The sequence below is a fragment of the Streptomyces sp. NPDC056061 genome (assembly GCF_042266885.1).
Taxonomy (GTDB): Bacteria; Actinomycetota; Actinomycetes; order Streptomycetales; family Streptomycetaceae; genus Streptomyces.
On the sequence record NZ_JBHJWQ010000006.1, the window covers coordinates 291,968 to 310,899 of the forward strand.

Below are 18,932 nucleotides of genomic sequence, written 5' to 3' on the forward strand. Positions count from 1 at the left end.
AAACCGTCCATGCCGCAGCCCCCGAACGATCTCCACCGCCTCGTCGCGGAGTTCCACGCCCTGCCCGCCGACGACGACCGCAGGCGCGCGATCGTCGCGGAACTCGGCACCGACGACACCGCCGACGACGCGGCGCCCTTCCTCGCCTCCGTCGTCGCCGACCCGCACGCCTACGACCTGGCCCGGGTCGAGGCCGCCACGATCCTGCGCCTGTGGCCCCCGTCCGACCCCGCCACCGCCCGTACGGCGGCCCGAGCCCTGCTGACCGCGCTCGACGACCGTGACGAGGACCTGGTCCGCCAGTACGCCGCCGCCGCGCTCGGCCCCTACGCCGACGACCCGGCCGTGCATGATGCCCTGGCCTCCCTGGTGCTGAACGCGCCGAAGAGCGAAGGGGAGTACGACGAGGATGAGGACAAGGATGAGGACGAAGACCCCCTGGTCCGTCACAACGCCCTTGCCGCCATCGAGAGCGCGGGACCGGACGACGCCCGCGCCGACATCCTGCGCGCCCTCGCCCCCGACCCCGAACTCGGCCGCGCGGCGACCCGCGTCCTCACCGCCTGGGGGAACACGCCAGGACCCACGGCCTGAGACGGCGCCACCGCCGACACCGCGGAACGGCCGAACCGTCGTCGCCCCCCTCAACGTTCAACCCCTCAACGTTCAGCCCCTCGGCGTTCAGCCCCTCGGCGCGAGGTGGACCCGTACCCACAGCACCGCCGCCGTGACCAGGGACACGACCCCCGCGAGCTGCATCCAGAACCACACGTGACCCGCGAAGACCTCGAACGCGGAGGCATCCGCCAGGATGTCGACGCACGACCCCGACACGCGCATGTTGTACCCGCCGCTCTCCGGGTTTTTCGCGCACCAGTCGACCTCGTAGCCCACCCCCTGCAACAGGGACCCCAGAACAATCGCGCCCAGACCGCCCAGCGCGGGCCACTCGGGCGCGGGCATCCGGAACTCCGGCAGGACCAAGCCCCTCGCGGACGCGCTCCGGTCGCCCCAATCGCCCTGTCCGTCCGTCCGCGACATCGCCCGACGGCGTTGTTCCTCGCTCCGCAGCGCACGTTCCTCGGCCCGCTGCCGCTCCCGCTCGGCCTCGGTACGCCAACGCTGCACCGTGCCCGAGGGCAACTCACGCCGCACACCCGCCTCATCGTGGCCTGTTTGCCGGGCGTGAGCCCGTACCGCGGCGGCGGCCGTCATCCCCTCGGCCTGTTCCACAGGCTGCCCGCATGCCTCGCATGTCCACTCCACCTGCGCCGCCCCCGTCCGGGTTCTGGCCGAAGTACGGCACCGGGACAGCCCCGAAGAGCCGTCCCGTACCGGGGCCGCGCTCAGCGACCGCCCAGCCGCTGCGCGACCTCGGTCGCCCAGTAGGTCAGGATCATCTGCGCACCGGCCCGACGGATGCCCGTCAGGCTCTCCAGGATCGCCGCGTCACGGTCGATCCAGCCCTTCTCGGCGGCGGCCTCGATCATCGCGTACTCACCGCTGATCTGGTACGCCGCGACCGGCACGTCCGCCACGTCGGCGACCTTCGCGAGAATGTCCAGGTACGGTCCGGCCGGCTTGACCATGACCATGTCCGCGCCCTCTTCGAGGTCGAGCGCCAGCTCGCGCAGCGACTCACGGGCGTTCGCCGGGTCCTGCTGGTACGTCTTGCGGTCGCCCTTGAGCGACGATCCGACCGCCTCGCGGAACGGCCCGTAGAACGCCGAGGAGTACTTCACGACGTACGCGAGGATCGACACGTCCTCATGGCCCGTCTGGTCCAGCGCGTCCCGGATCACCCCGACCTGGCCGTCCATCATGCCGCTCGGGCCGACCACATGGGCGCCCGCGTCGGCCTGGACCTGGGCCATCTCGGCGTACCGCTCCAGCGTGGCGTCGTTGTCGACCCGGCCGTCGGCGGTCAGCACGCCGCAGTGGCCGTGGTCGGTGTACTCGTCCAGGCACAGGTCCGACATGATGACGAGGTCGTCGCCGACCTCCTCGCGCACCGCGCGCAGACCGGCCTGGAGGATTCCGTCCGGGTCGGTGCCCGCCGTGCCCCGGGCGTCCTTCTTCTCGTCCTCGGGAACGCCGAAGAGCATGATCCCGGAGACCCCCGCCGACACCGCCTCGACGGCGGCCTTCCGCAGCGTGTCCAGGGTGTGCTGGTGGACGCCGGGCATGGCCGAGATGGGCACGGGGGCGTCGACGCCCTCGCGTACGAACGCGGGCAGGATCAGGTTCGCCGCGTCGAGCCGTGTCTCGGCGACCATGCGCCGCATCGCCGGGGTCGTCCGCAGCCGCCGGGGGCGGGAGCCGGGGAAGTTTCCGTACACAGTCATGCTTCGAGACTAGACCCGTACACATCACCGACTTACCGACACCGGTGCCGGAAAAACCGAGCGAAACGGACAGAGGCCCGGCTGCCGGAGGCCACCGTCGGCCGACAGGGACACTGTCGGCCGACGGGCTCCCCGAAGCAACCGGACCCCTCATTCGCCTCGCGGGCGGATCACGTCGTCGAACGACGCCTCCGCGCCCCCGGACGCCGCTCGCTCGGCCGGGTCACCGGGTCACCGGCCTCCTTCGCCGCGTCCCGGCGCCGCGCACCGAACTCGGCGAGGGCCTCGGCGAGCTTGTGCACCGAGGGTTCCGGCGACAGCACGTCGACGCGCAGCCCGTGCTCCTCCGCGGTCTTCGCCGTCGCCGGGCCGATACACGCGATCACCGTCACGTTGTGCGGCTTGCCCGCGATGCCGACGAGGTTCCGGACCGTCGACGACGAGGTGAAGAGCACCGCGTCGAACCCGCCGCCCTTGATCGCCTCGCGGGTCTCGGCCGGCGGCGGCGAAGCGCGGACCGTGCGGTACGCGGTGACGTCGTCGACCTCCCAGCCCAGCTCGATGAGCCCGGCAACCAGCGTCTCGGTGGCGATGTCGGCGCGCGGCAGGAACACCCGGTCGATCGGGTCGAAGACCGGGTCGTACGGCGGCCAGTCCTCCAGCAGCCCGGCGGCGGACTGCTCACCGGACGGCACCAGGTCCGGCTTCACGCCGAAGTCGACGAGCGCGGCGGCGGTCTGCTCACCGACGGCCGCGACCTTGATCCCGGCGAAGGCACGGGCGTCGAGCCCGTACTCCTCGAACTTCTCCCGGACCGCCTTCACCGCGTTGACGCTGGTGAACGCGATCCACTCGTAACGGCCCGTGACCAGGCCCTTGACCGCACGCTCCATCTGCTGCGGGGTGCGCGGCGGCTCGACGGCGATCGTCGGGACCTCGTGCGGGACGGCGCCGTAGGAACGAAGCTGGTCGGAGAGCGACGCCGCCTGCTCCTTGGTCCGCGGGACGAGCACCTTCCAGCCGAACATCGGCTTGGACTCGAACCACGCGAGCTGATCGCGCTGGGCGGCGGAACTGCGCTCACCGACCACGGCTATGACGGGGCGGTGGCCCTCCGGCGACGGAAGGACCTTCGCCTGCTTCAGGACCTGGGCGATCGTCCCGAGGGTCGCCGTCCAGGTGCGCTGCCGGGTCGTCGTGCCGGCCACCGTCACGGTCAGCGGGGTGTCGGGCTTACGGCCCGCCGAGACCAGCTCGCCGGAGGCGGCGGCCACCGACTCCAGCGTCGTCGAGACCACGACCGTGGCATCGCTCGCGCCCACCTCGGTCCAGCAGCGGTCCGAGGCGGTACGCGCGTCGACGAACCGGACGTCGGTGCCCTGCGTGTCACGCAGCGGCACACCGGCGTACGCGGGCACACCCACGACGTTGGCGACACCCGGCACGACCTCGAAGGGGATACCGGCGGCGGCGCAGGCGAGCATCTCGGCACCGGCGTCACCGTCCAGCCCCGGGTCGCCGGAGACCGCACGGACGACCCGCCTGCCGCCCTTCGCTGCCTCCATGACAAGATTGCCCGCATCCCTGAGAACGGGGACCCCGGCGGCTGTTGACTGTGCGTCAACAACCGTCAGCTCGGGTGTGCTCACACCTGCCCGGGCATGGCAGCGAACGACGCCGAGGACGTCCGGCTCGGCAACAAGGACGTCCGCGCTCGCAAGCGCCTCGACAGCGCGCAGGGTCAGCAGTCCCGGATCGCCGGGACCGGCGCCCAGGAAGGTGACGTGCCCTGAAGCGGACACGGCCGGAAAGTCGGATGCGGCGGGGCCGGTGGGGCTCAAAGTGCTCGCTCCCCCATAAGACCGGCCGCGCCCTTGGCGAGCATCTCGGCCGCGAGTTCGCGACCGAGCGCCGCCGCGTCGTCGTGCGACGTGGGAACGGGACCGGTGGTGGACATCTGTACCAGCGAGGAACCGTCGGTGGAACCGACGACACCGCGCAGGCGCAGTTCGGTGACAGCCTGTCCGTCGACCAGGAGGTCGGCCAGCGCACCCACAGGTGCGGAGCAACCGGCCTCCAGGGCGGCGAGCAGGGCACGCTCGGCGGTCACGGCGGCCCGGGTGACCGGGTCGTCGAGTTCTCCGAGCGCGGCGGCGAGGTCCGCGCTGGTCTCAGCGCATTCGATCGCCAGTGCTCCCTGGCCGGGAGCGGGCAGGACGGTGTCGAACGACAGGAAGTCGGTCGCCTCACCGGTCCGGCCGAGGCGGCTGAGCCCGGCCGCGGCGAGTACCACCGCGTCCAGCTCCCCGCTTCGGACAAATCCGATCCGCGTATCGACGTTGCCCCGGATCGGCACCGTCTCGATGTCGAGGCCGTGGCTCCGGGCGTACGCGTTGAGCTGCGCCATGCGGCGCGGCGAGCCGGTGCCGACGCGGGCACCGGACGGCAGCTGCGCGAAGGTCAGCCCGTCCCGCGCCACCAGTACGTCGCGCGGGTCCTCGCGCTGCGGTACGGCGGCCAGGACGAGGCCCTCCGGCTGGGCGGTCGGCAGGTCCTTCAGCGAGTGGACGGCGAAGTCCACCTCGCCGCGCAGCAGCGCCTCGCGCAGCGCGGCGACGAACACGCCGGTGCCGCCGATCTGCGCCAGGTGCTCGCGGGAGATGTCGCCGTACGTGGTGACCTCCACGAGCTCGACGGCCCGCCCGGTCACCTCGCTGACCGCGTCGGCGACGAGGCCGGACTGCGCCATGGCGAGCTTGCTGCGCCGGGTGCCCAGCCGCAGCGGCCGGGTGGCATCCGTGCCCAGGGGTGAGTTGTCGGTCATGACCGCCCTCGATTCGGGTCGTTCAGGTCTGCCCGGGAGACGGCTGCGACCGTCTGCGGGTCGAGGTCGAAGAGTTCCCGCAGCGCGTCGGCGTACCCGGCACCGCCGGGCTCGCTGGCGAGCTGCTTGACCCGCACGGTGGGCGCGTGCAGGAGCTTGTCGACGACGCGGCGCACCGTCTGCGTGATCTCGGCGCGCTGCTTCTCGTCGAGGCCGGGGAGGCGCCCGTCGAGCCGGGCGATCTCGCCCGCGACCACATCGGCGGCCATCGTGCGCAGCGCGACGACGGTCGGCGTGATGTGGGCGGCCCGCTGGGCGGCGCCGAAGGCGGCGACCTCGTCGGCGACGATCGTGCGCACCTGGTCCACGTCGGCGGCCATCGGGGCGTCCGCGGACGCTTCGGCGAGCGACTCGATGTCGACGAGGCGCACCCCGTCGAGGCGGGCGGCGTCGCCGTCGACGTCGCGCGGCATGGCGAGGTCGAGCAGGGCGAGGCGGACGGGGCCGGCGTTCCGGGCGGGCACGGTGGTCCGGCGCACGGCCTGGCGGACCGTTCCGTCGGACGCGTTCTCCACCCAGGCGGCGTGCCGGTCGGGGTCGGCGGTCGGCGCCGGGACGGACGCGACGGGCGTCTCGTGCACCGGGTCGAAGGGCAGGCCGAGCGCTCCGGCGACCGCTTCCGCGGTGAGCACCAGGCCGGTGGCCCCGGTGCAGGAGACGACGATGTCGGCACGTGTCAGTTCGTCGGGTACGGCGGCCATCTCGACGGCGCGGGCGATCACCCCGGCGCCTCCGGGCTGGCCCAGGATCTCGACGAGGCGGTCGGCGCGGGCCCGGGTCCGGTTGGCGACGGCGATCTCGGCGACACCGATCCGGGCCAGGGTGGCGGCGGCCAGCGAGGACATCGATCCGGCCCCGATCACCAGGGCGCGCTTGCCCCCGGCCCAGTCGGTGACGCCCGTCCCGGCCGCGAGCTGTTCGAGGCCGAAGGTGACGAGCGACTGCCCGGCCCGATCGATCCCGGTCTCGCTGTGGGCGCGCTTGCCGACCCGCAGCGCCTGCTGGAACAGGTCGTTCAGCAGCCGTCCGGCGGTGTGGAGATCCTGGCCCAGGGCCAGCGCGTCCTTGATCTGGCCGAGGATCTGCCCCTCGCCGACGACCATCGAGTCCAGCCCGCAGGCCACCGAGAAGAGGTGGTGGACGGCCCGGTCCTCGTAGTGCACGTAGAGATACGGAGTGAGCTCGTCCAGGCCGACGCCGCTGTGCTGGGCGAGGAGCGTGGACAGCTCGGCGACGCCCGCGTGGAACTTGTCCACGTCGGCGTACAGCTCGATGCGGTTGCAGGTGGCCAGCACGGCAGCCTCGGCCGCGGGCTCCGCGGCGAGGGTGTCCTGGAGCAGCTTGGCCTGTGTCTCGGCAGCCAGCGAGGCCCGCTCCAGTACGGAGACGGGGGCGCTGCGGTGGCTCAGCCCTACGACGAGAAGACTCATGCCGGCATCACCGCCGGCATGTCCCCGTCAGGTCCCTTGCGGTCGCCGTCGGCCGGGCGCACCGGGGGTGCGGCCTGGTCGGGGGTTCCCTCGACGGTGTCCTCGACCGACTTGCGCTGCTCGTGGAAGGCGAGGATCTGGAGTTCGATGGAGAGGTCGACCTTGCGGACGTCGACACCGTCGGGCACGGACAGCACCGTCGGCGCGAAGTTCAGGATGGAGGTGACGCCCGCGGCGACGAGCCGGTCGCAGACCTGCTGCGCGGCACCGGCCGGGGTCGAGATGACGCCGATCGACACACCGTTGTCGCGGACGATCGTCTCCAGCTCGTCTGCGTGCTGCACCGGGATCCCGGCGACGGGCGTCCCGGCCAGCGCGGGATCGGCGTCGATCAGGGCGGCGACCCGGAAGCCGCGGGAGGCGAACCCGCCGTAGTTGGCGAGCGCGGCGCCGAGGTTACCGATACCGACGATCACGACCGGCCAGTCCTGGGTGAGCCCCAGTTCGCGGGAGATCTGGTAGACGAGATACTCGACGTCGTACCCGACCCCGCGCGTCCCGTAGGAGCCCAGGTAGCTGAAGTCCTTGCGCAGCTTGGCGGAGTTGACCCCCGCCGCCGCGGCGAGTTCCTCGGAGGAGACCGTGGGGACCGATCGCTCGGAGAGCGCGGTCAACGCGCGCAGATACAGCGGAAGCCGGGCGACGGTGGCCTCGGGAATTCCTCGGCTACGGGTCGCCGGTCGGTGAGTTCGGCCAGTTGCCACGGTGCTCCTGCGGGATGAGCGGGGCTGCAGGCGGCCGTATGTCACATGACCGCCCCGTCGAATGCAGGCTATGTCTTTGTGAACGCGTGCACAAAGATAGTGTCCGTTTTGTCCGGTCAACGTGACCGGGGTCACGCGTATTCGTCGAGCAATCCCGGAACCGAAGACGGCATCAGTCCGTTGCAGACCCGAAGGGAGCAAAGCGGCACACACTCCTCACAAGCACTCCCCCGAGACCACTCAAAACGCCCACGATGGTAACCGGGTTTCACTCACGAACCCAGTGCGTCACGCAGCCTCACCGGGTCCACCCGCCAGAACGTGTGCTGTTCGTTATCAATCAGCACCACCGGGATCTGCTCCCAGTACGCCCGGTGCAGTTCCTCGTCCTGCGTAATGTCCTTCTCCTCCCAGGACGCACCGGTCTGCGCACACACCTCGCGCACCACCGCCCTCGCGTCGTCGCAGAGGTGGCACCCGGGCTTGCCGACCAGCGTCACCGTCCGGTCGGCGGGGTTCTTCTTCGTACGTCGGAACAAGGCGCTCATGCATTCATTCTGCGCCGAGGCGCAACAATGCCCCGCACACACCGCCCACCCGCGCACCGGAAAGCCCCGTTCCGCCCCTCACACCCCACCCTCCGGACCGCCCTCCGGCCGAGCGGACCCAAGAGTTCACGGCACGGCATCCCGGCAGGTCGGGAAGGGACGGACCAGGTGGCTATGCTCACGGCATGGCCGCTCTTGGATGGCTCACACCCCGTAGGCGCCCCGCGACAGCACGGAGCGTGCTGGCAGGCGAGGCCGCAGCTGAGGCAGCGCGGAAGACCTCCCTGCGCAGCGAACACCCCGACGACCGGTCCTCCACCCCCGAGACCCCCGACACGTCCGACACCACCGACGTCCCGGCCCCCGCCCGCACGAAGAAGCCGAGGGCCGCGAAGGGCACGAGGAACACCGCGCCGAGGCCGGACGCGGGCGGGCGGGCGGAGAAGTCCGAGAAGCAGCCGGAGAAGCAGTCCGAGAAGCGGGCCGGCAAGGAGGAGGCGGCCGAGGAGCCCCCCTTCCCCGTCGCCGGCGACGACCGGGCCGCGGCCTTCTTCGACCTGGACAACACCGTGATGCAGGGCGCGGCGCTCTTCCACTTCGGCCGCGGCCTGTACAAGCGGAAGTTCTTCCAGCGCCGCGAACTTACCCGGTTCGCCTGGCAGCAGGCGTGGTTCCGGCTGGCCGGTGTCGAGGACCCGGAACACATGCAGGACGCCCGCGACAGCGCACTGTCCATCGTCAAGGGCCACCGCGTCTCCGAACTGATGGCGATCGGCGAGGAGATCTACGACGAGTACATGGCCGACCGCATCTGGCCCGGCACCCGCGCCCTGGCCCAGGCCCACCTGGACGCCGGACAGCGGGTCTGGCTGGTCACCGCCGCCCCGGTGGAGACGGCGACGATCATCGCCCGGCGCCTCGGCCTGACCGGCGCGCTCGGCACGGTCGCCGAATCCGTCGACGGCGTCTACACCGGACGCCTGGTGGGCGAGCCCCTGCACGGCCCCGCGAAGGCCGAGGCCGTCCGCGCCCTGGCGGCGGCCGAGGAACTCGATCTCGACCGCTGCGCGGCGTACAGCGACTCGCACAACGACATCCCGATGCTGTCCCTGGTCGGCCACCCGTACGCGATCAACCCGGACGCCAAGCTCCGCAAGCACGCCCGCGCCCTCGACTGGCGGCTGCGGGACTACCGGACCGGCCGCAAGGCGGCCAAGGTCGGCATCCCGGCCGCGGCCGGCGTCGGGGCCCTGGCGGGCGGCACCGCGGCCGCCGTCGCCCTGCACCGCCGCCGCTGGCGCTGACGCACACCTGTTCACCGAACGACGCCGCGCGCCTCCGGGCGCCCCGGTGCCGCTCGGCCACGCCCGGACGCCGCCACCGTTCGAAACCCCCTACCCACCGACCGCTCCGGCCAGTCGGCCTTCGCCCACTCGGCCACAACCCGTCGCCCTCACCGACAGATCACGAAGTATTTCGATCAATAACTGGTCACAACGTGCGACTTGATGCATCGATTATTCGCTACAGAAGCGACGGAATCGATGATTTGAGCAACTGGGTGTAGCACTGCCTGTACGAAGCGTTATTCTCCTCAGACGCATTCCGAAACCCCTCACTCACTACGAAGAGTGAGGCTTTCCCACTGAACGTGATGGAAGCTCTGCCTCTGGGAGTCCCGTGTACCCACACGTCGGGGTTGACGCCTCGGGCCTGGCTACGCTGCGCGCAACGGTCGCCGACCGCTTGCGCGGCTTCGTCCCCACCGCGTACGCCGTGCCCGCATTCGCCACCCCTGCGCCAGTCGGCCCCTGCTACGCCATGGCCGAACGCGGTGCGGCGGTCGGAAGACGCAGCAGCCGCGGCGCAGCAACCACGTCCACCGTCCGCCGTCCCACCGCCGACAGTGACAGCGCGCGCATGATGGAGCTCGTCGAGCGCGCACAGGCCGGTGAGGCCGAGGCATTCGGCCGCCTCTACGACCAGTACAGCGACACCGTCTACCGCTACATCTACTACCGGGTGGGGGGCAAGGCGACGGCGGAGGACCTCACCAGCGAGACCTTCCTGCGCGCCCTGCGCCGCATCTCGACCTTCACCTGGCAGGGCCGCGACTTCGGCGCCTGGCTGGTCACGATCGCACGCAACCTCGTCGCCGACCACTTCAAGTCCAGCCGCTTCCGGCTGGAGGTGACCACCGGCGAGATGCTCGACGCCAACGAGGTCGAGCGCAGCCCCGAGGACTCCGTCCTCGAATCCCTCTCCAACGCCGCACTCCTCCAGGCCGTGCGGCGCCTCAACCCGCAACAGCAGGAGTGCGTCACCCTGCGCTTCCTGCAGGGCCTCTCGGTCGCCGAGACCGCCCGTGTCATGGGGAAGAACGAGGGCGCGATCAAGACCTTGCAGTACCGCGCCGTCCGCACCCTGGCCCGGCTGCTGCCGGACGACGCCCGCTGACCCACCCGCCCGGCGCTCCCCACGCCGGCCACACCGCTCCACCAACCCGCTCCACCCGAGGCGGCCCGGACCGTCCCGACCGATCACCCCGGTCGGCCCCCCGCCGGGCATCTCGAACGAACGTTCCCGCATCCGAACGTGTCACTCCCCGCGATACCGCATTCACATAAAGCCCGGTCACCCTTCTTGCGTAACCCAAGTGCCGCACCTGTCGTTGTGTCGATTGCAGGCCCCCTGTCGTCACCCATGTCCGCTGACACTCACTCGTTCGTGTGGAAGCGCTCAAGGTGTACAACCTTCCGGATCCCCAGGGGAGTCGACCGTCATGACGAGAGGAGGTGCCGCCAGTGATCGCAAACGTTTCGGCACACCGGCGGGCGAACGCCTTCGCCCAGGCCCTGGAGGAGTCGCCGCCCCGTGCGGCGGCCGCACAGCCCGAGGCATCGGCCGAACCGGCCGGCCACGGACCGCTGTTGGCCCTGGCGAACGGCCTCGGTGAGCTACCGCGGCCGGAATTGGATCCCGAAGTCAAAGTGGTGCAGCGAGCCCAGCTCGTCGCCGCCATGGAGGCCATGCTCGCCGAGGGCAGCGCGTCCGCGGGCCCTACGGTGCCCGAACAGCGGACGAAGGGCTCCCACCGGGCCTCCCCGCTCCGGAAGCTGCGCCCGCGCTCACGCTGGACGAAGGGCCTCGCGGCCGGCGGCCTCACCGTCGGTGTCGCGGCGGGGGCCTTCGGCGGGGTGGCCGCTGCCAGTTCCGACGCCCTGCCGGGTGATTCGCTGTACGGGCTCAAGCGCGGCATGGAGGACATTCACCGCGGGATGGCCAGCGGCGACGCCGACCGCGGCGAGGTCTACCTCGACCAGGCCTCGACCCGGCTCAGCGAGGCCCGCCGCCTGATGGAGCGCGCCCGTTCCGGCCACCTCGACCACGAGCAACTCGGCGAGATCCGGCGCACGCTCAACGGCATGACGCACGACGCCACCGAGGGCCACCGCCTGCTCCGTTCGGCCTATCAGCGGGACGGCGCCATCGGCCCCATCCAGACCCTGGAATCCTTCTCCCGCTCGCACCGCGACAGCTGGAGCAGCCTGCGCGAACGCCTGCCCCTGCAACTCACCGACATCGGCGACGAGGTCAGCTCGGTGTTCGACGCCATAGACGAAGACGTCGAACCCCTGCAGTCGCTGCTGCCCCGGGCTCCGGGCGGGAGCAGCGGTGCGGAGCGGTCGGGCACCGACGGCCGGCACGGCGCACCGGCCCGTACGGGTCACTCCACGCCCTCGGCTCCGGGCCCGTCGCAGGACCGCTCGGGCGACAGCACCGCACCGGCCCCGTCCGGCTCCGGCAGCACACCGGCCGACGGCCTGCTGTCCGGCGGTACGGACGGCCTCCTCGGCACGCCGCCCCCGGACACCGACCCGTCGACCGGCGACCGGATCAGCCCTCCCGGGGCCCCGGACGTGACCCTGCCCCCGCTCCTCCCCGGCCTGCTCCCGGGCCTGGGAATCAGCAGCGAGGAACTGAACGACTGACACATCGCTCCCCGATCGCCGGGCTCCCCGAGCCGGCCCGGCGATCGGGGCCCGGACGCCGTCGAGCGTCGCGGCACACAGGCATGGCGGCACGGGAAGCATTGCGGCACGACACGGATCAACGGATCAGAAGAACACCGACCTGCGCTGCACCAACAGCTTGTAGAGCGTGTGCTGGATCTGCTCCCGCACCTGATCCGTCAGGTTGAACATCAGCATCGGATCGTCCGCCGCCTCCAGCGGATACCCGCTCGTGGAGATCGGCTCGCCGAACTGGATCGTCCACTTCGTCGGCAGCGGCACCGCCCCCAGCGGCCCCAGCCAGGGGAACGTCGGGGTGATCGGGAAGTACGGGAAGCCCAGCAGCCGGGCCAGGGTCTTCGACTCGCCGATCATCGGGTAGATCTCCTCCGCCCCCACGATCGAGCACGGAACGATCGGCACCCCCGCCCGCAGCGCCGTGGAGACGAAGCCGCCCCGGCCGAAGCGCTGCAGCTTGTACCGCTCGCCGAACGGCTTGCCGATGCCCTTGAAGCCCTCGGGCATCACCCCGACGATCTCGCCCCGGCCCAGCAGCCGCTCCGCGTCCTCCGTGCACGCCAGCGTGTGCCCGGCCTTGCGGGCCAGTTCGTTGACCACCGGGAGCATGAAGACCAGATCGGCGGCGAGCAGCCGCAGGTGCCGCCCGGCCGGATGGTTGTCGTGCACCGCGACCTGGAGCATCAGCCCGTCGAGGGGAAGCGTCCCCGAGTGGTTGGACACGATCAGCGCGCCGCCCTCGGACGGGATGTTCTCGATGCCCTTCACCTCGACCCGGAAGTACTTCTCGTACAGCGGCCGCAGCATCGACATCAGGACCTGATCGGTCAGCTCCTCGTCGTACCCGAACTCGTCGACGTCGTACTCGCCGGTGACCCGCCGCCGCAGGAACGCGAGCCCTCCGGCGATCCGCCGCTCCCAACCGCCGTCCCCGGCCCGCTCGGCGCCCTCGGCCCGTCCGGGGTCCCGCGGGTCCTGCTCCGGCGGTTCGGCGTCCAGCTGCCCGGGAAGGGCGCTGACGGCCGCGGTGCCGACCGCGGAGGCGGTGGCGTGCGCGTCGGCGGACCGGCGTCGCGCGGAGCGCGGTGAGCCGCCCGACCGCGAACGGTCGTCGTCGAACGGGATGATCTTGGCGTCCGCCATCGTCGATGCGCTCCTCTACCTGGCGCCGGGGGTCGGGGACGTGCCGTCCGCCCCGGTGATCCGCACAACCTCGCCGGACGGCCCGGCGAACACCCCGGCGGCCAGTCTGTCGACCACCCGGCCCACCGCCTCCGGCGGCAGCAGTCCGGCCCCCCGGCTGAGCGCGAACTGCGCGAACGTCTCCGCGGTGGTGAACTCCGGGTCGAAGCCCAGTGTCTCGCGCATCTGGACCGTCGAGACCACCCGGCCGTGGGTCAGCAACCGGATCTGCTCCGGCGAGAAGTCCGTCATACCGGCCCTGCGCAGCGCCTGGCCGACCCAGGTGACGGCAGGCAGCAACAACGGCATCGTGGGCCGCCCCAGCCGCCGCGCGCACTGCGAGAGCAGCAGCACGCCGTCCCCGGCGATGTTGAAGGTGCCGCTGTTCAACGTCCCGCGCCTCGGCTCGCGCGAGGCGATGCCCAGGACGTCGACGACATCGTCCTCGTGCACGAACTGGAGCCTGGGGTCGTACCCGAACACCGTCGGCAGCACGGGCAGCGACAGGTAGTCGGCGAGCGGCGAATCCGCTTCCGGTCCCAGGATGTTCGCGAACCTGAGCACGCACACGGCGACGTCCGGCCTGCGGCGCGCGAAGCCCCGCACATACCCCTCGACCTCCACCACGTCCTTGGCGAAGCCCCCGCCGGGCAGGGACTTGGGCGGAGTGTTCTCGGTGAAGACCGCCGGATCGCGGGGCGCGGAGCCGTACACATTCGTACTGGACTTGACCACCAGCCGCCGCACGCTCGGGGTCTTCTGGCAGGCCCCGAGCAGTTGCATGGTGCCGATGACGTTGGTCTCCTTGACCGCCGTCCGGCCGCCCCCCGTACCGACCGCCTTCGCCGAGACGTCCAGGTGGACGACCGTGTCGACCGCGTGCTCCGCGAGGACTCTGCCGATAGCGGGCTGGCGGATGTCCGCCGCCACGAACTGGGCGTCGCCCAGCCGATGACCGGGCGCGACCGCGTCGACGGCGATCACCCGGTCCACCTCCGGATCACGCTGGATGCGCCGCACGAAGCGGCCGCCCAGCTTCCGGGCCGCTCCCGTGACCAGCACGACCTTCCCCAAGATCAGCGCCTTCCGTCGAAAGGTTTCCCCTGGCCGTCACCGTAGCGGGTGGATGTTGCCCCGTGCCGCCCTCTCCGCGGGCCGGTGTCGAGTCTTTGGCCCGAATGCGGGCACCCGCCCCGCAACGCACCGCAGCCCTCCCGCCACTTCGGCGGGAGGGCTGCGGATTCACGAACTGCGTTCGCCTACTTCTTGTTGCGACGCTGAACGCGCGTGCGCTTGAGCAGCTTGCGGTGCTTCTTCTTGGCCATCCGCTTGCGCCGCTTCTTGATAACAGAGCCCACGACTACCCTCGCTCACTTCTCTTCACTGGTGCGGGGCGTCTGGGCCCACACGACCTACGTCGGCCTAGCCTACCCGCCACCGCGTGAGGGACGTAATCCGAGGCGAATATCAGGCGGATTCCATCCCTACAAAGGACTCGCGGAGATACTCGTGAACCGCTTGCTCCGGAACCCGGAAGGACCTGCCCACCCGGATCGCCGGCAGATGACCGCTGTGCACCAAACGGTACACGGTCATCTTCGACACCCTCATGACCGCGGCGACTTCCGCCACGGTCAGGAACTTGACCTCGTTGAGAGGCCTCTCGCTGCCAGCAGCCATGACTCACCTGTACCTTCCGCACGAGACGCGCACCGGCTTCCCCTCCGGTGACTCTTCGTCGTTGTGCGCTCACTCCCCAGGTTAGGGGCGGGTGATGCGAGTGGGGAAGAGGAGAGGCCATCGGCCGCCTACCGTGACAGACACACCCGATTGAGTACATAGCGAGTGGGCGGTGGCCGATGAGCGGATGGTACGAAGTCGCCGAATCGGAACGGCGGCCGGCGCCGGCCCTCGGCCTTCCCGACGGACCGCGCCCAAATGTCCGCCGCCACCGCACCGATCGCCTCGATACCCCGTCTGACCTGGCCCGCAGGCCCGAACCCGATCCCGTACGACCGGCTCGGAAGGCCGTCGGCGCCCGTCCGCGGCAGGCTCGGGGCACCCCGTGAGGCAGTGACGAGTGGGTGTGTGCGCCGGTGCGATCACGGGGAGCCCGTGCGCCTCGCCCGCACACCATCGCGACTCCCCATACGTCGCCGGGCGGCACGCGCGTACACGGAACCGGGTCGTCATGTCGACACATCACCCCTGCGCGGAGGTGAGTACGGAACAGTCCTCCGCCGACAAGGCGTCTGCCGATCCTGCGTAGAAACGCGGCACGGGATGCGGCCGCCCGGTCCCGACAACCCCGGTCCCGGAGCACGGCCCCCGGCCGGGCGGGGCCCCGGGCACGGCCCGCCTCAGGCCAGCAGTCCCCGGAGCGGGAACGCCGCCCGCCTGGTCGCCAGCACCGCCTGGTCCAACCGGTCCGCGGGGTCGTACCCCTCCTCCCACGCCCTCCAGGAGGGCGTGCGACCGTCCGTCATCCGGGCCGGCCCCAGCTGCCGGGTCCTGGCGTACACCTCGTCCCGCCACGAGGACGGGATCACCGACTCGGGGTCCACCGGCGCGTGCGCGGCGATCCCCACCAGATGCGTCCAGGAACGCGGCACCACGTCGACCACCGCGTAACCGCCGCCCCCGAGCGCGACCCAGCGCCCGCCCTCCGCGTACTGGTGGGCGAGGTCGTGGCAGGCCGCCATCACCGCCCGCTGGGCGTCCAGCGACACCGCGATATGGGCGAGCGGGTCCTCGAAGTGCGTATCGGCCCCGTGCTGGGTGACGAGCACCTGCGGCCGGAAGTCCGCCAGCAGTTCCGGCACCACGGCATGGAACGCCCGCAGCCACCCCGCGTCCCCCGTACCGGCCGGGAGCGCCACGTTCACCGCACTGCCCTCGCCCGCCCCCACCCCGGTCTCCTGCGGCCAGCCGGTATGCGGGAAGAGAGTTCGCGGATGCTCGTGCAGCGACACGGTGAGGACCCTCGGGTCCTCACGGAACGTCGCCTCCACCCCGTCGCCGTGGTGCACGTCCACATCGACGTACGCGACCCGCTCGGCCCCCAGTTCCAGCAGCCGCGCGATGGCGAGCGCCGGGTCGTTGTACACGCAGAACCCCGCGGCCGCGCCCGGCATGGCGTGGTGGAGTCCGCCCGTGAAATTCACGGCGTGCGCGGTGTCCCCCCGCCACACGGCCTCGGCGGCGGCCACCGACTGACCGGCGATCAGCGCCGACGCCTCGTGCATCCCCGCGAACGCCGGATCGTCGACGGTCCCGAGCCCGTAGTTCTGGTCCGCATGCCTCGGATCGGCGGAGGCGGCGCGCACGGCGGCCACGTAGTCCTCGCGGTGCACCAGCCGCAGCGTGGACTCCCCGGCGGGCCTGGCCGACACCACGTCCACCAGACGGTCGAGGCCGAACGCCCGCACCAGCCCCATCGTCAGGGCCAGTCTCACGGGGTCCATCGGGTGACTCTCCCCGAAGTCGTATCCCGTTACTGCGTCATCCCACATCAGCTGTGCGCGGCCGCTCATGCCCGCCACCGTATCGGGCGGGTGACGCACCGAACGACTTGGCGTACACGAGCGTCGCGAGCACCAGCACCATCGGCACGAGCATCGCCCCGCGGTAGCTCCAGGCGTCCCCCAGCGCCCCCACGAGCGGCGACCCGACAAGGAACCCCACGTAGTTGAAGACATTGAGCCGTGCGACTGCGGTGTCGCTCGCCCCGGGGAACATGCGCCCCCCGGCGGCGAACGTCTGCGGCACGATCACGCACAGCCCGAGCCCCAGCATCGTGAAGCCGAGCATCCCGACCCACGCCCCGCCGGCCGCCGCCACCACGACGAACCCGGCGGCCGCCAGCACACTCCCGAACCGCACCACGGCCACCGCCCCGAACCGCCGCACCCCGAGGTCCCCGACGGTCCGCCCCAGCAGCGTCGTCACCATGTAGAGGTTGTACGGAACGGTCGACATCTGCTCCGAGCCGCCCAGCACGTCCTGGAGGTACTTGGCACTCCAGTTGGAAACGGTCGAGTCCCCGATGTACGCGAAGCTCATCACCAGGCAGAGCGGCATCAGCAGCTTGAACGACACCGACGCGGCAGCCCCCTTGCCCGGCCCCTCCACCGGCATCCCGTCCGCCGCCCCGCCCTCGGCGTACCACCTGCTGCCCACGAACGCGGCAGGCAGCAGCACCACCACCGCCGGCAGGTACGACACCAGCAGCGAGAGATCCCAGTGCGCCCCCGCCCACGCCATGGACGCCCCGGCAATCCCGCCCAGGCTGTACGCGGCGTGGAAGCCCAGCATGATGGAGCGCCCATGGGCCCGCTGGAGGCTGACTCCCATCATGTTCATGGAAGCGTCGAGCGCCCCGACCGAGAGCCCGAACACCCCGAGCGTCAGCGCCGCCTCCCACAGTGCGCTACCGGCTCCGGCACCGAGCAGGGCGAGCATCACCACGGGCTGCGCCCACCGCAGTACGATGCCCGGCCGCACCCGCACGACCACCTTCTCGGTGACCACGCTGCCCACACCGGCGAGGATCGGCACCGCCGCCAGGAACACCGGCAGCAGCGCGTCGGATATCCCGTACCGGTCCTGGATCGCGGGTATCCGAGTCACGAGCAGAGCGAAGGTGACGCCCTGCACGAAGAAGCTCAGCGTGAGGGAGGCCCTGCCGTGCCGCAGCCGAGCGTCTGTCATGGCCACTGTCATGGCCGCGAGCGTAGGGCCACTCTCTACCCATGGGTAGAGAGATCACGCGAGCAATTCCCGCAGTTGACTCATGTCGGAGAAGTACCCGTTCACCCCGGTGAGCCGGTCCGCCGGCATCATCGACGTGAACCCGTACACATCCATCCCCGCGGCCCTGGCGGCCTCCACCCCGAGCGGGCTGTCCTCGATGACGACGCACCGTTCGGGAGCGACCCCCATCCGCTCGGCGGCGTGCAGAAACAGGTCGGGAGCCGGCTTGCCGCGCCCGACATCGTCCACGCTGAAGATCCAGTCCTCCTCGAACCACTGGTCGAGCCCGGTCTTGCGGTGTCCGACCCTGATCCGTTCATGACTGCCGGACGACGCCACGCAGTAGGCCACACCGTCGGCGACGAGTCCCGCCAGCACATCGGTGACACCGGGGACGGGCTCCAGCTCCTGCTGGAACGCGGCGAAGACCCGCGCGTGCAGTGTGTCGTCGAAGTCGTCGGGCAGCTTCGCCCCGGTCCGCTCCCCGACGAGATCGTGCACACGGTGCACGGCGGCCCCCATGTAGTCCCGAAGGCTTTCCTGATACGACGTCGGATGACCGAGCTCCGTGAGGTACTCGGCAAGGATCGTGTTGGAGATCGGCTCGCTGTCCACGAGCACACCGTCGTTGTCGAAGATGACCAGTTCGTAGCGCATGGTCCGAGAGTAGACGCTCAGAACGCAGAGAAGCCCCGTGCCACAAGGGCACGGGGCTTCCCACAAAAGGAGTCCGGCGGCGACCTACTCTCCCACAGGGTCCCCCCTGCAGTACCATCGGCGCTGAAAGGCTTAGCTTCCGGGTTCGGAATGTAACCGGGCGTTTCCCTAACGCAATGACCACCGAAACACTATGAAACAAACAAACACCGGACAACAACACGGCAGTTCATTGTTTCAGAACCAACACAGTGGACGCGAGCAACTGAGGACAAGCCCTCGGCCTATTAGTACCAGTCAGCTCCACCCGTTACCAGGCTTCCACATCCGGCCTATCAA

At 70.9% G+C, this 18,932-nt stretch carries 18 protein-coding genes and 1 rRNA gene; 4 read left to right on the forward strand and 15 right to left on the reverse strand.

Features of this window, described 5'->3' with window-relative positions; all coding sequences use genetic code 11:
• Positions 1 to 9: 9 nt before the first annotated feature.
• Positions 10 to 594, forward strand: a complete 585-nt coding sequence (locus tag ACFC79_RS12930) for a hypothetical protein (RefSeq protein ID WP_376238885.1) — start codon at positions 10 to 12, stop codon at positions 592 to 594.
• Positions 595 to 681: 87 nt separating this feature from the next.
• Here the strand turns inward: ACFC79_RS12930 and ACFC79_RS12935 are convergent, their stop codons facing one another.
• The 7 genes from ACFC79_RS12935 to ACFC79_RS12965 all read right to left on the reverse strand — a co-directional run bounded on the left by ACFC79_RS12935 (position 682) and on the right by ACFC79_RS12965 (position 7,971).
• Positions 682 to 1,155, reverse strand: a complete 474-nt coding sequence (locus tag ACFC79_RS12935; RefSeq protein WP_376238887.1) for a hypothetical protein — start codon at positions 1,153 to 1,155, stop codon at positions 682 to 684.
• Between the two features lie 191 nt (positions 1,156 to 1,346).
• Positions 1,347 to 2,345 (reverse strand): porphobilinogen synthase, encoded by a 999-nt coding sequence (gene hemB, locus ACFC79_RS12940; protein WP_376238889.1) that lies wholly within the window; start codon positions 2,343 to 2,345, stop codon positions 1,347 to 1,349.
• Between the two features lie 170 nt (positions 2,346 to 2,515).
• Positions 2,516 to 4,186 carry a uroporphyrinogen-III synthase gene (locus ACFC79_RS12945; protein ID WP_376238891.1) on the reverse strand — a complete coding sequence of 557 codons (1,671 nt, stop codon included), beginning with the start codon at positions 4,184 to 4,186 and terminating at the stop codon, positions 2,516 to 2,518.
• Positions 4,183 to 5,169, reverse strand: a complete 987-nt coding sequence (gene hemC, locus ACFC79_RS12950; RefSeq protein WP_376238893.1) for a hydroxymethylbilane synthase — start codon at positions 5,167 to 5,169, stop codon at positions 4,183 to 4,185. The genes ACFC79_RS12945 and hemC overlap by 4 nt, the downstream gene beginning before the upstream one ends.
• Complete coding sequence (locus ACFC79_RS12955; protein WP_376238896.1) at positions 5,166 to 6,659, reverse strand: glutamyl-tRNA reductase; 1,494 nt, start codon at positions 6,657 to 6,659, stop codon at positions 5,166 to 5,168. Before ACFC79_RS12955 ends, hemC begins: the two co-directional genes overlap by 4 nt.
• Complete coding sequence (locus ACFC79_RS12960) at positions 6,656 to 7,423, reverse strand: redox-sensing transcriptional repressor Rex (protein WP_376238898.1); 768 nt, start codon at positions 7,421 to 7,423, stop codon at positions 6,656 to 6,658. Before ACFC79_RS12960 ends, ACFC79_RS12955 begins: the two co-directional genes overlap by 4 nt.
• 272 nt (positions 7,424 to 7,695) lie before the next feature.
• Positions 7,696 to 7,971 (reverse strand): glutaredoxin family protein, encoded by a 276-nt coding sequence (locus ACFC79_RS12965; RefSeq protein WP_376238900.1) that lies wholly within the window; start codon positions 7,969 to 7,971, stop codon positions 7,696 to 7,698.
• 185 nt (positions 7,972 to 8,156) lie between these two features.
• Here ACFC79_RS12965 and ACFC79_RS12970 point away from each other — a divergent pair, with 185 nt between their 5' ends.
• From ACFC79_RS12970 to ACFC79_RS12980, 3 genes are all read left to right on the forward strand, one after another.
• Positions 8,157 to 9,275, forward strand: coding sequence for an HAD family hydrolase (locus tag ACFC79_RS12970; protein ID WP_376238903.1), 1,119 nt, complete (start codon positions 8,157 to 8,159; stop codon positions 9,273 to 9,275).
• Positions 9,276 to 9,651: 376 nt separating this feature from the next.
• Positions 9,652 to 10,428, forward strand: a complete 777-nt coding sequence (locus ACFC79_RS12975) for an ECF subfamily RNA polymerase sigma factor, BldN family (protein WP_376238905.1) — start codon at positions 9,652 to 9,654, stop codon at positions 10,426 to 10,428.
• A gap of 347 nt (positions 10,429 to 10,775) precedes the next feature.
• Positions 10,776 to 11,963 carry a DUF5667 domain-containing protein gene (locus ACFC79_RS12980; protein WP_376238907.1) on the forward strand — a complete coding sequence of 396 codons (1,188 nt, stop codon included), beginning with the start codon at positions 10,776 to 10,778 and terminating at the stop codon, positions 11,961 to 11,963.
• Positions 11,964 to 12,089: 126 nt separating this feature from the next.
• On the opposite strand, the gene ACFC79_RS12985 is transcribed toward ACFC79_RS12980, so the two are convergent.
• From ACFC79_RS12985 to rrf, 8 genes are all read right to left on the reverse strand, one after another.
• Complete coding sequence (locus ACFC79_RS12985) at positions 12,090 to 13,145, reverse strand: lysophospholipid acyltransferase family protein (RefSeq protein ID WP_376238909.1); 1,056 nt, start codon at positions 13,143 to 13,145, stop codon at positions 12,090 to 12,092.
• Between the two features lie 15 nt (positions 13,146 to 13,160).
• Positions 13,161 to 14,258, reverse strand: coding sequence for an NAD-dependent epimerase/dehydratase family protein (locus tag ACFC79_RS12990; protein ID WP_376238912.1), 1,098 nt, complete (start codon positions 14,256 to 14,258; stop codon positions 13,161 to 13,163).
• A 185-nt stretch (positions 14,259 to 14,443) separates the two neighbouring features.
• Positions 14,444 to 14,542, reverse strand: coding sequence for a 30S ribosomal protein bS22 (locus ACFC79_RS12995; protein WP_003948845.1), 99 nt, complete (start codon positions 14,540 to 14,542; stop codon positions 14,444 to 14,446).
• Positions 14,543 to 14,651: 109 nt separating this feature from the next.
• Entirely contained in the window at positions 14,652 to 14,864 is a 213-nt protein-coding gene (locus tag ACFC79_RS13000; protein ID WP_376238913.1) for a helix-turn-helix domain-containing protein, read from the reverse strand.
• Between the two features lie 680 nt (positions 14,865 to 15,544).
• Positions 15,545 to 16,717, reverse strand: coding sequence for an acetoin utilization protein AcuC (locus ACFC79_RS13005; protein WP_376238915.1), 1,173 nt, complete (start codon positions 16,715 to 16,717; stop codon positions 15,545 to 15,547).
• Positions 16,686 to 17,894 (reverse strand): MFS transporter, encoded by a 1,209-nt coding sequence (locus ACFC79_RS13010; RefSeq protein WP_376238917.1) that lies wholly within the window; start codon positions 17,892 to 17,894, stop codon positions 16,686 to 16,688. The genes ACFC79_RS13005 and ACFC79_RS13010 overlap by 32 nt, the downstream gene beginning before the upstream one ends.
• Positions 17,895 to 17,948: 54 nt before the next feature.
• On the reverse strand, positions 17,949 to 18,593 hold the full coding sequence (locus tag ACFC79_RS13015) for an HAD family hydrolase (protein WP_376238920.1): 645 nt from the start codon (positions 18,591 to 18,593) through the stop codon (positions 17,949 to 17,951).
• 71 nt (positions 18,594 to 18,664) lie between these two features.
• Positions 18,665 to 18,781, reverse strand: a 5S ribosomal RNA gene (gene rrf, locus ACFC79_RS13020).
• Positions 18,782 to 18,932 lie beyond the last annotated feature (151 nt).

What these genes read in the sequence shown, in the direction of transcription:
- ACFC79_RS12955 (WP_376238896.1), bottom strand. Translation starts at nt 6,659, where the DNA reads ATGAGTCTTCTCGTCGTAGGGCTGAGCCACCGCAGCGCCCCCGTCTCC.
- ACFC79_RS12970 (WP_376238903.1), top strand. Translation starts at nt 8,157, where the DNA reads ATGGCCGCTCTTGGATGGCTCACACCCCGTAGGCGCCCCGCGACAGCA.
- hemB (WP_376238889.1), bottom strand. Translation starts at nt 2,345, where the DNA reads ATGACTGTGTACGGAAACTTCCCCGGCTCCCGCCCCCGGCGGCTGCGG.
- ACFC79_RS13000 (WP_376238913.1), bottom strand. Translation starts at nt 14,864, where the DNA reads ATGGCTGCTGGCAGCGAGAGGCCTCTCAACGAGGTCAAGTTCCTGACC.
- ACFC79_RS12985 (WP_376238909.1), bottom strand. Translation starts at nt 13,145, where the DNA reads ATGGCGGACGCCAAGATCATCCCGTTCGACGACGACCGTTCGCGGTCG.
- ACFC79_RS12965 (WP_376238900.1), bottom strand. Translation starts at nt 7,971, where the DNA reads ATGAGCGCCTTGTTCCGACGTACGAAGAAGAACCCCGCCGACCGGACG.
- ACFC79_RS12930 (WP_376238885.1), top strand. Translation starts at nt 10, where the DNA reads ATGCCGCAGCCCCCGAACGATCTCCACCGCCTCGTCGCGGAGTTCCAC.
- ACFC79_RS13015 (WP_376238920.1), bottom strand. Translation starts at nt 18,593, where the DNA reads ATGCGCTACGAACTGGTCATCTTCGACAACGACGGTGTGCTCGTGGAC.
- ACFC79_RS13005 (WP_376238915.1), bottom strand. Translation starts at nt 16,717, where the DNA reads ATGAGCGGCCGCGCACAGCTGATGTGGGATGACGCAGTAACGGGATAC.
- ACFC79_RS13010 (WP_376238917.1), bottom strand. Translation starts at nt 17,894, where the DNA reads ATGACAGACGCTCGGCTGCGGCACGGCAGGGCCTCCCTCACGCTGAGC.
- hemC (WP_376238893.1), bottom strand. Translation starts at nt 5,169, where the DNA reads ATGACCGACAACTCACCCCTGGGCACGGATGCCACCCGGCCGCTGCGG.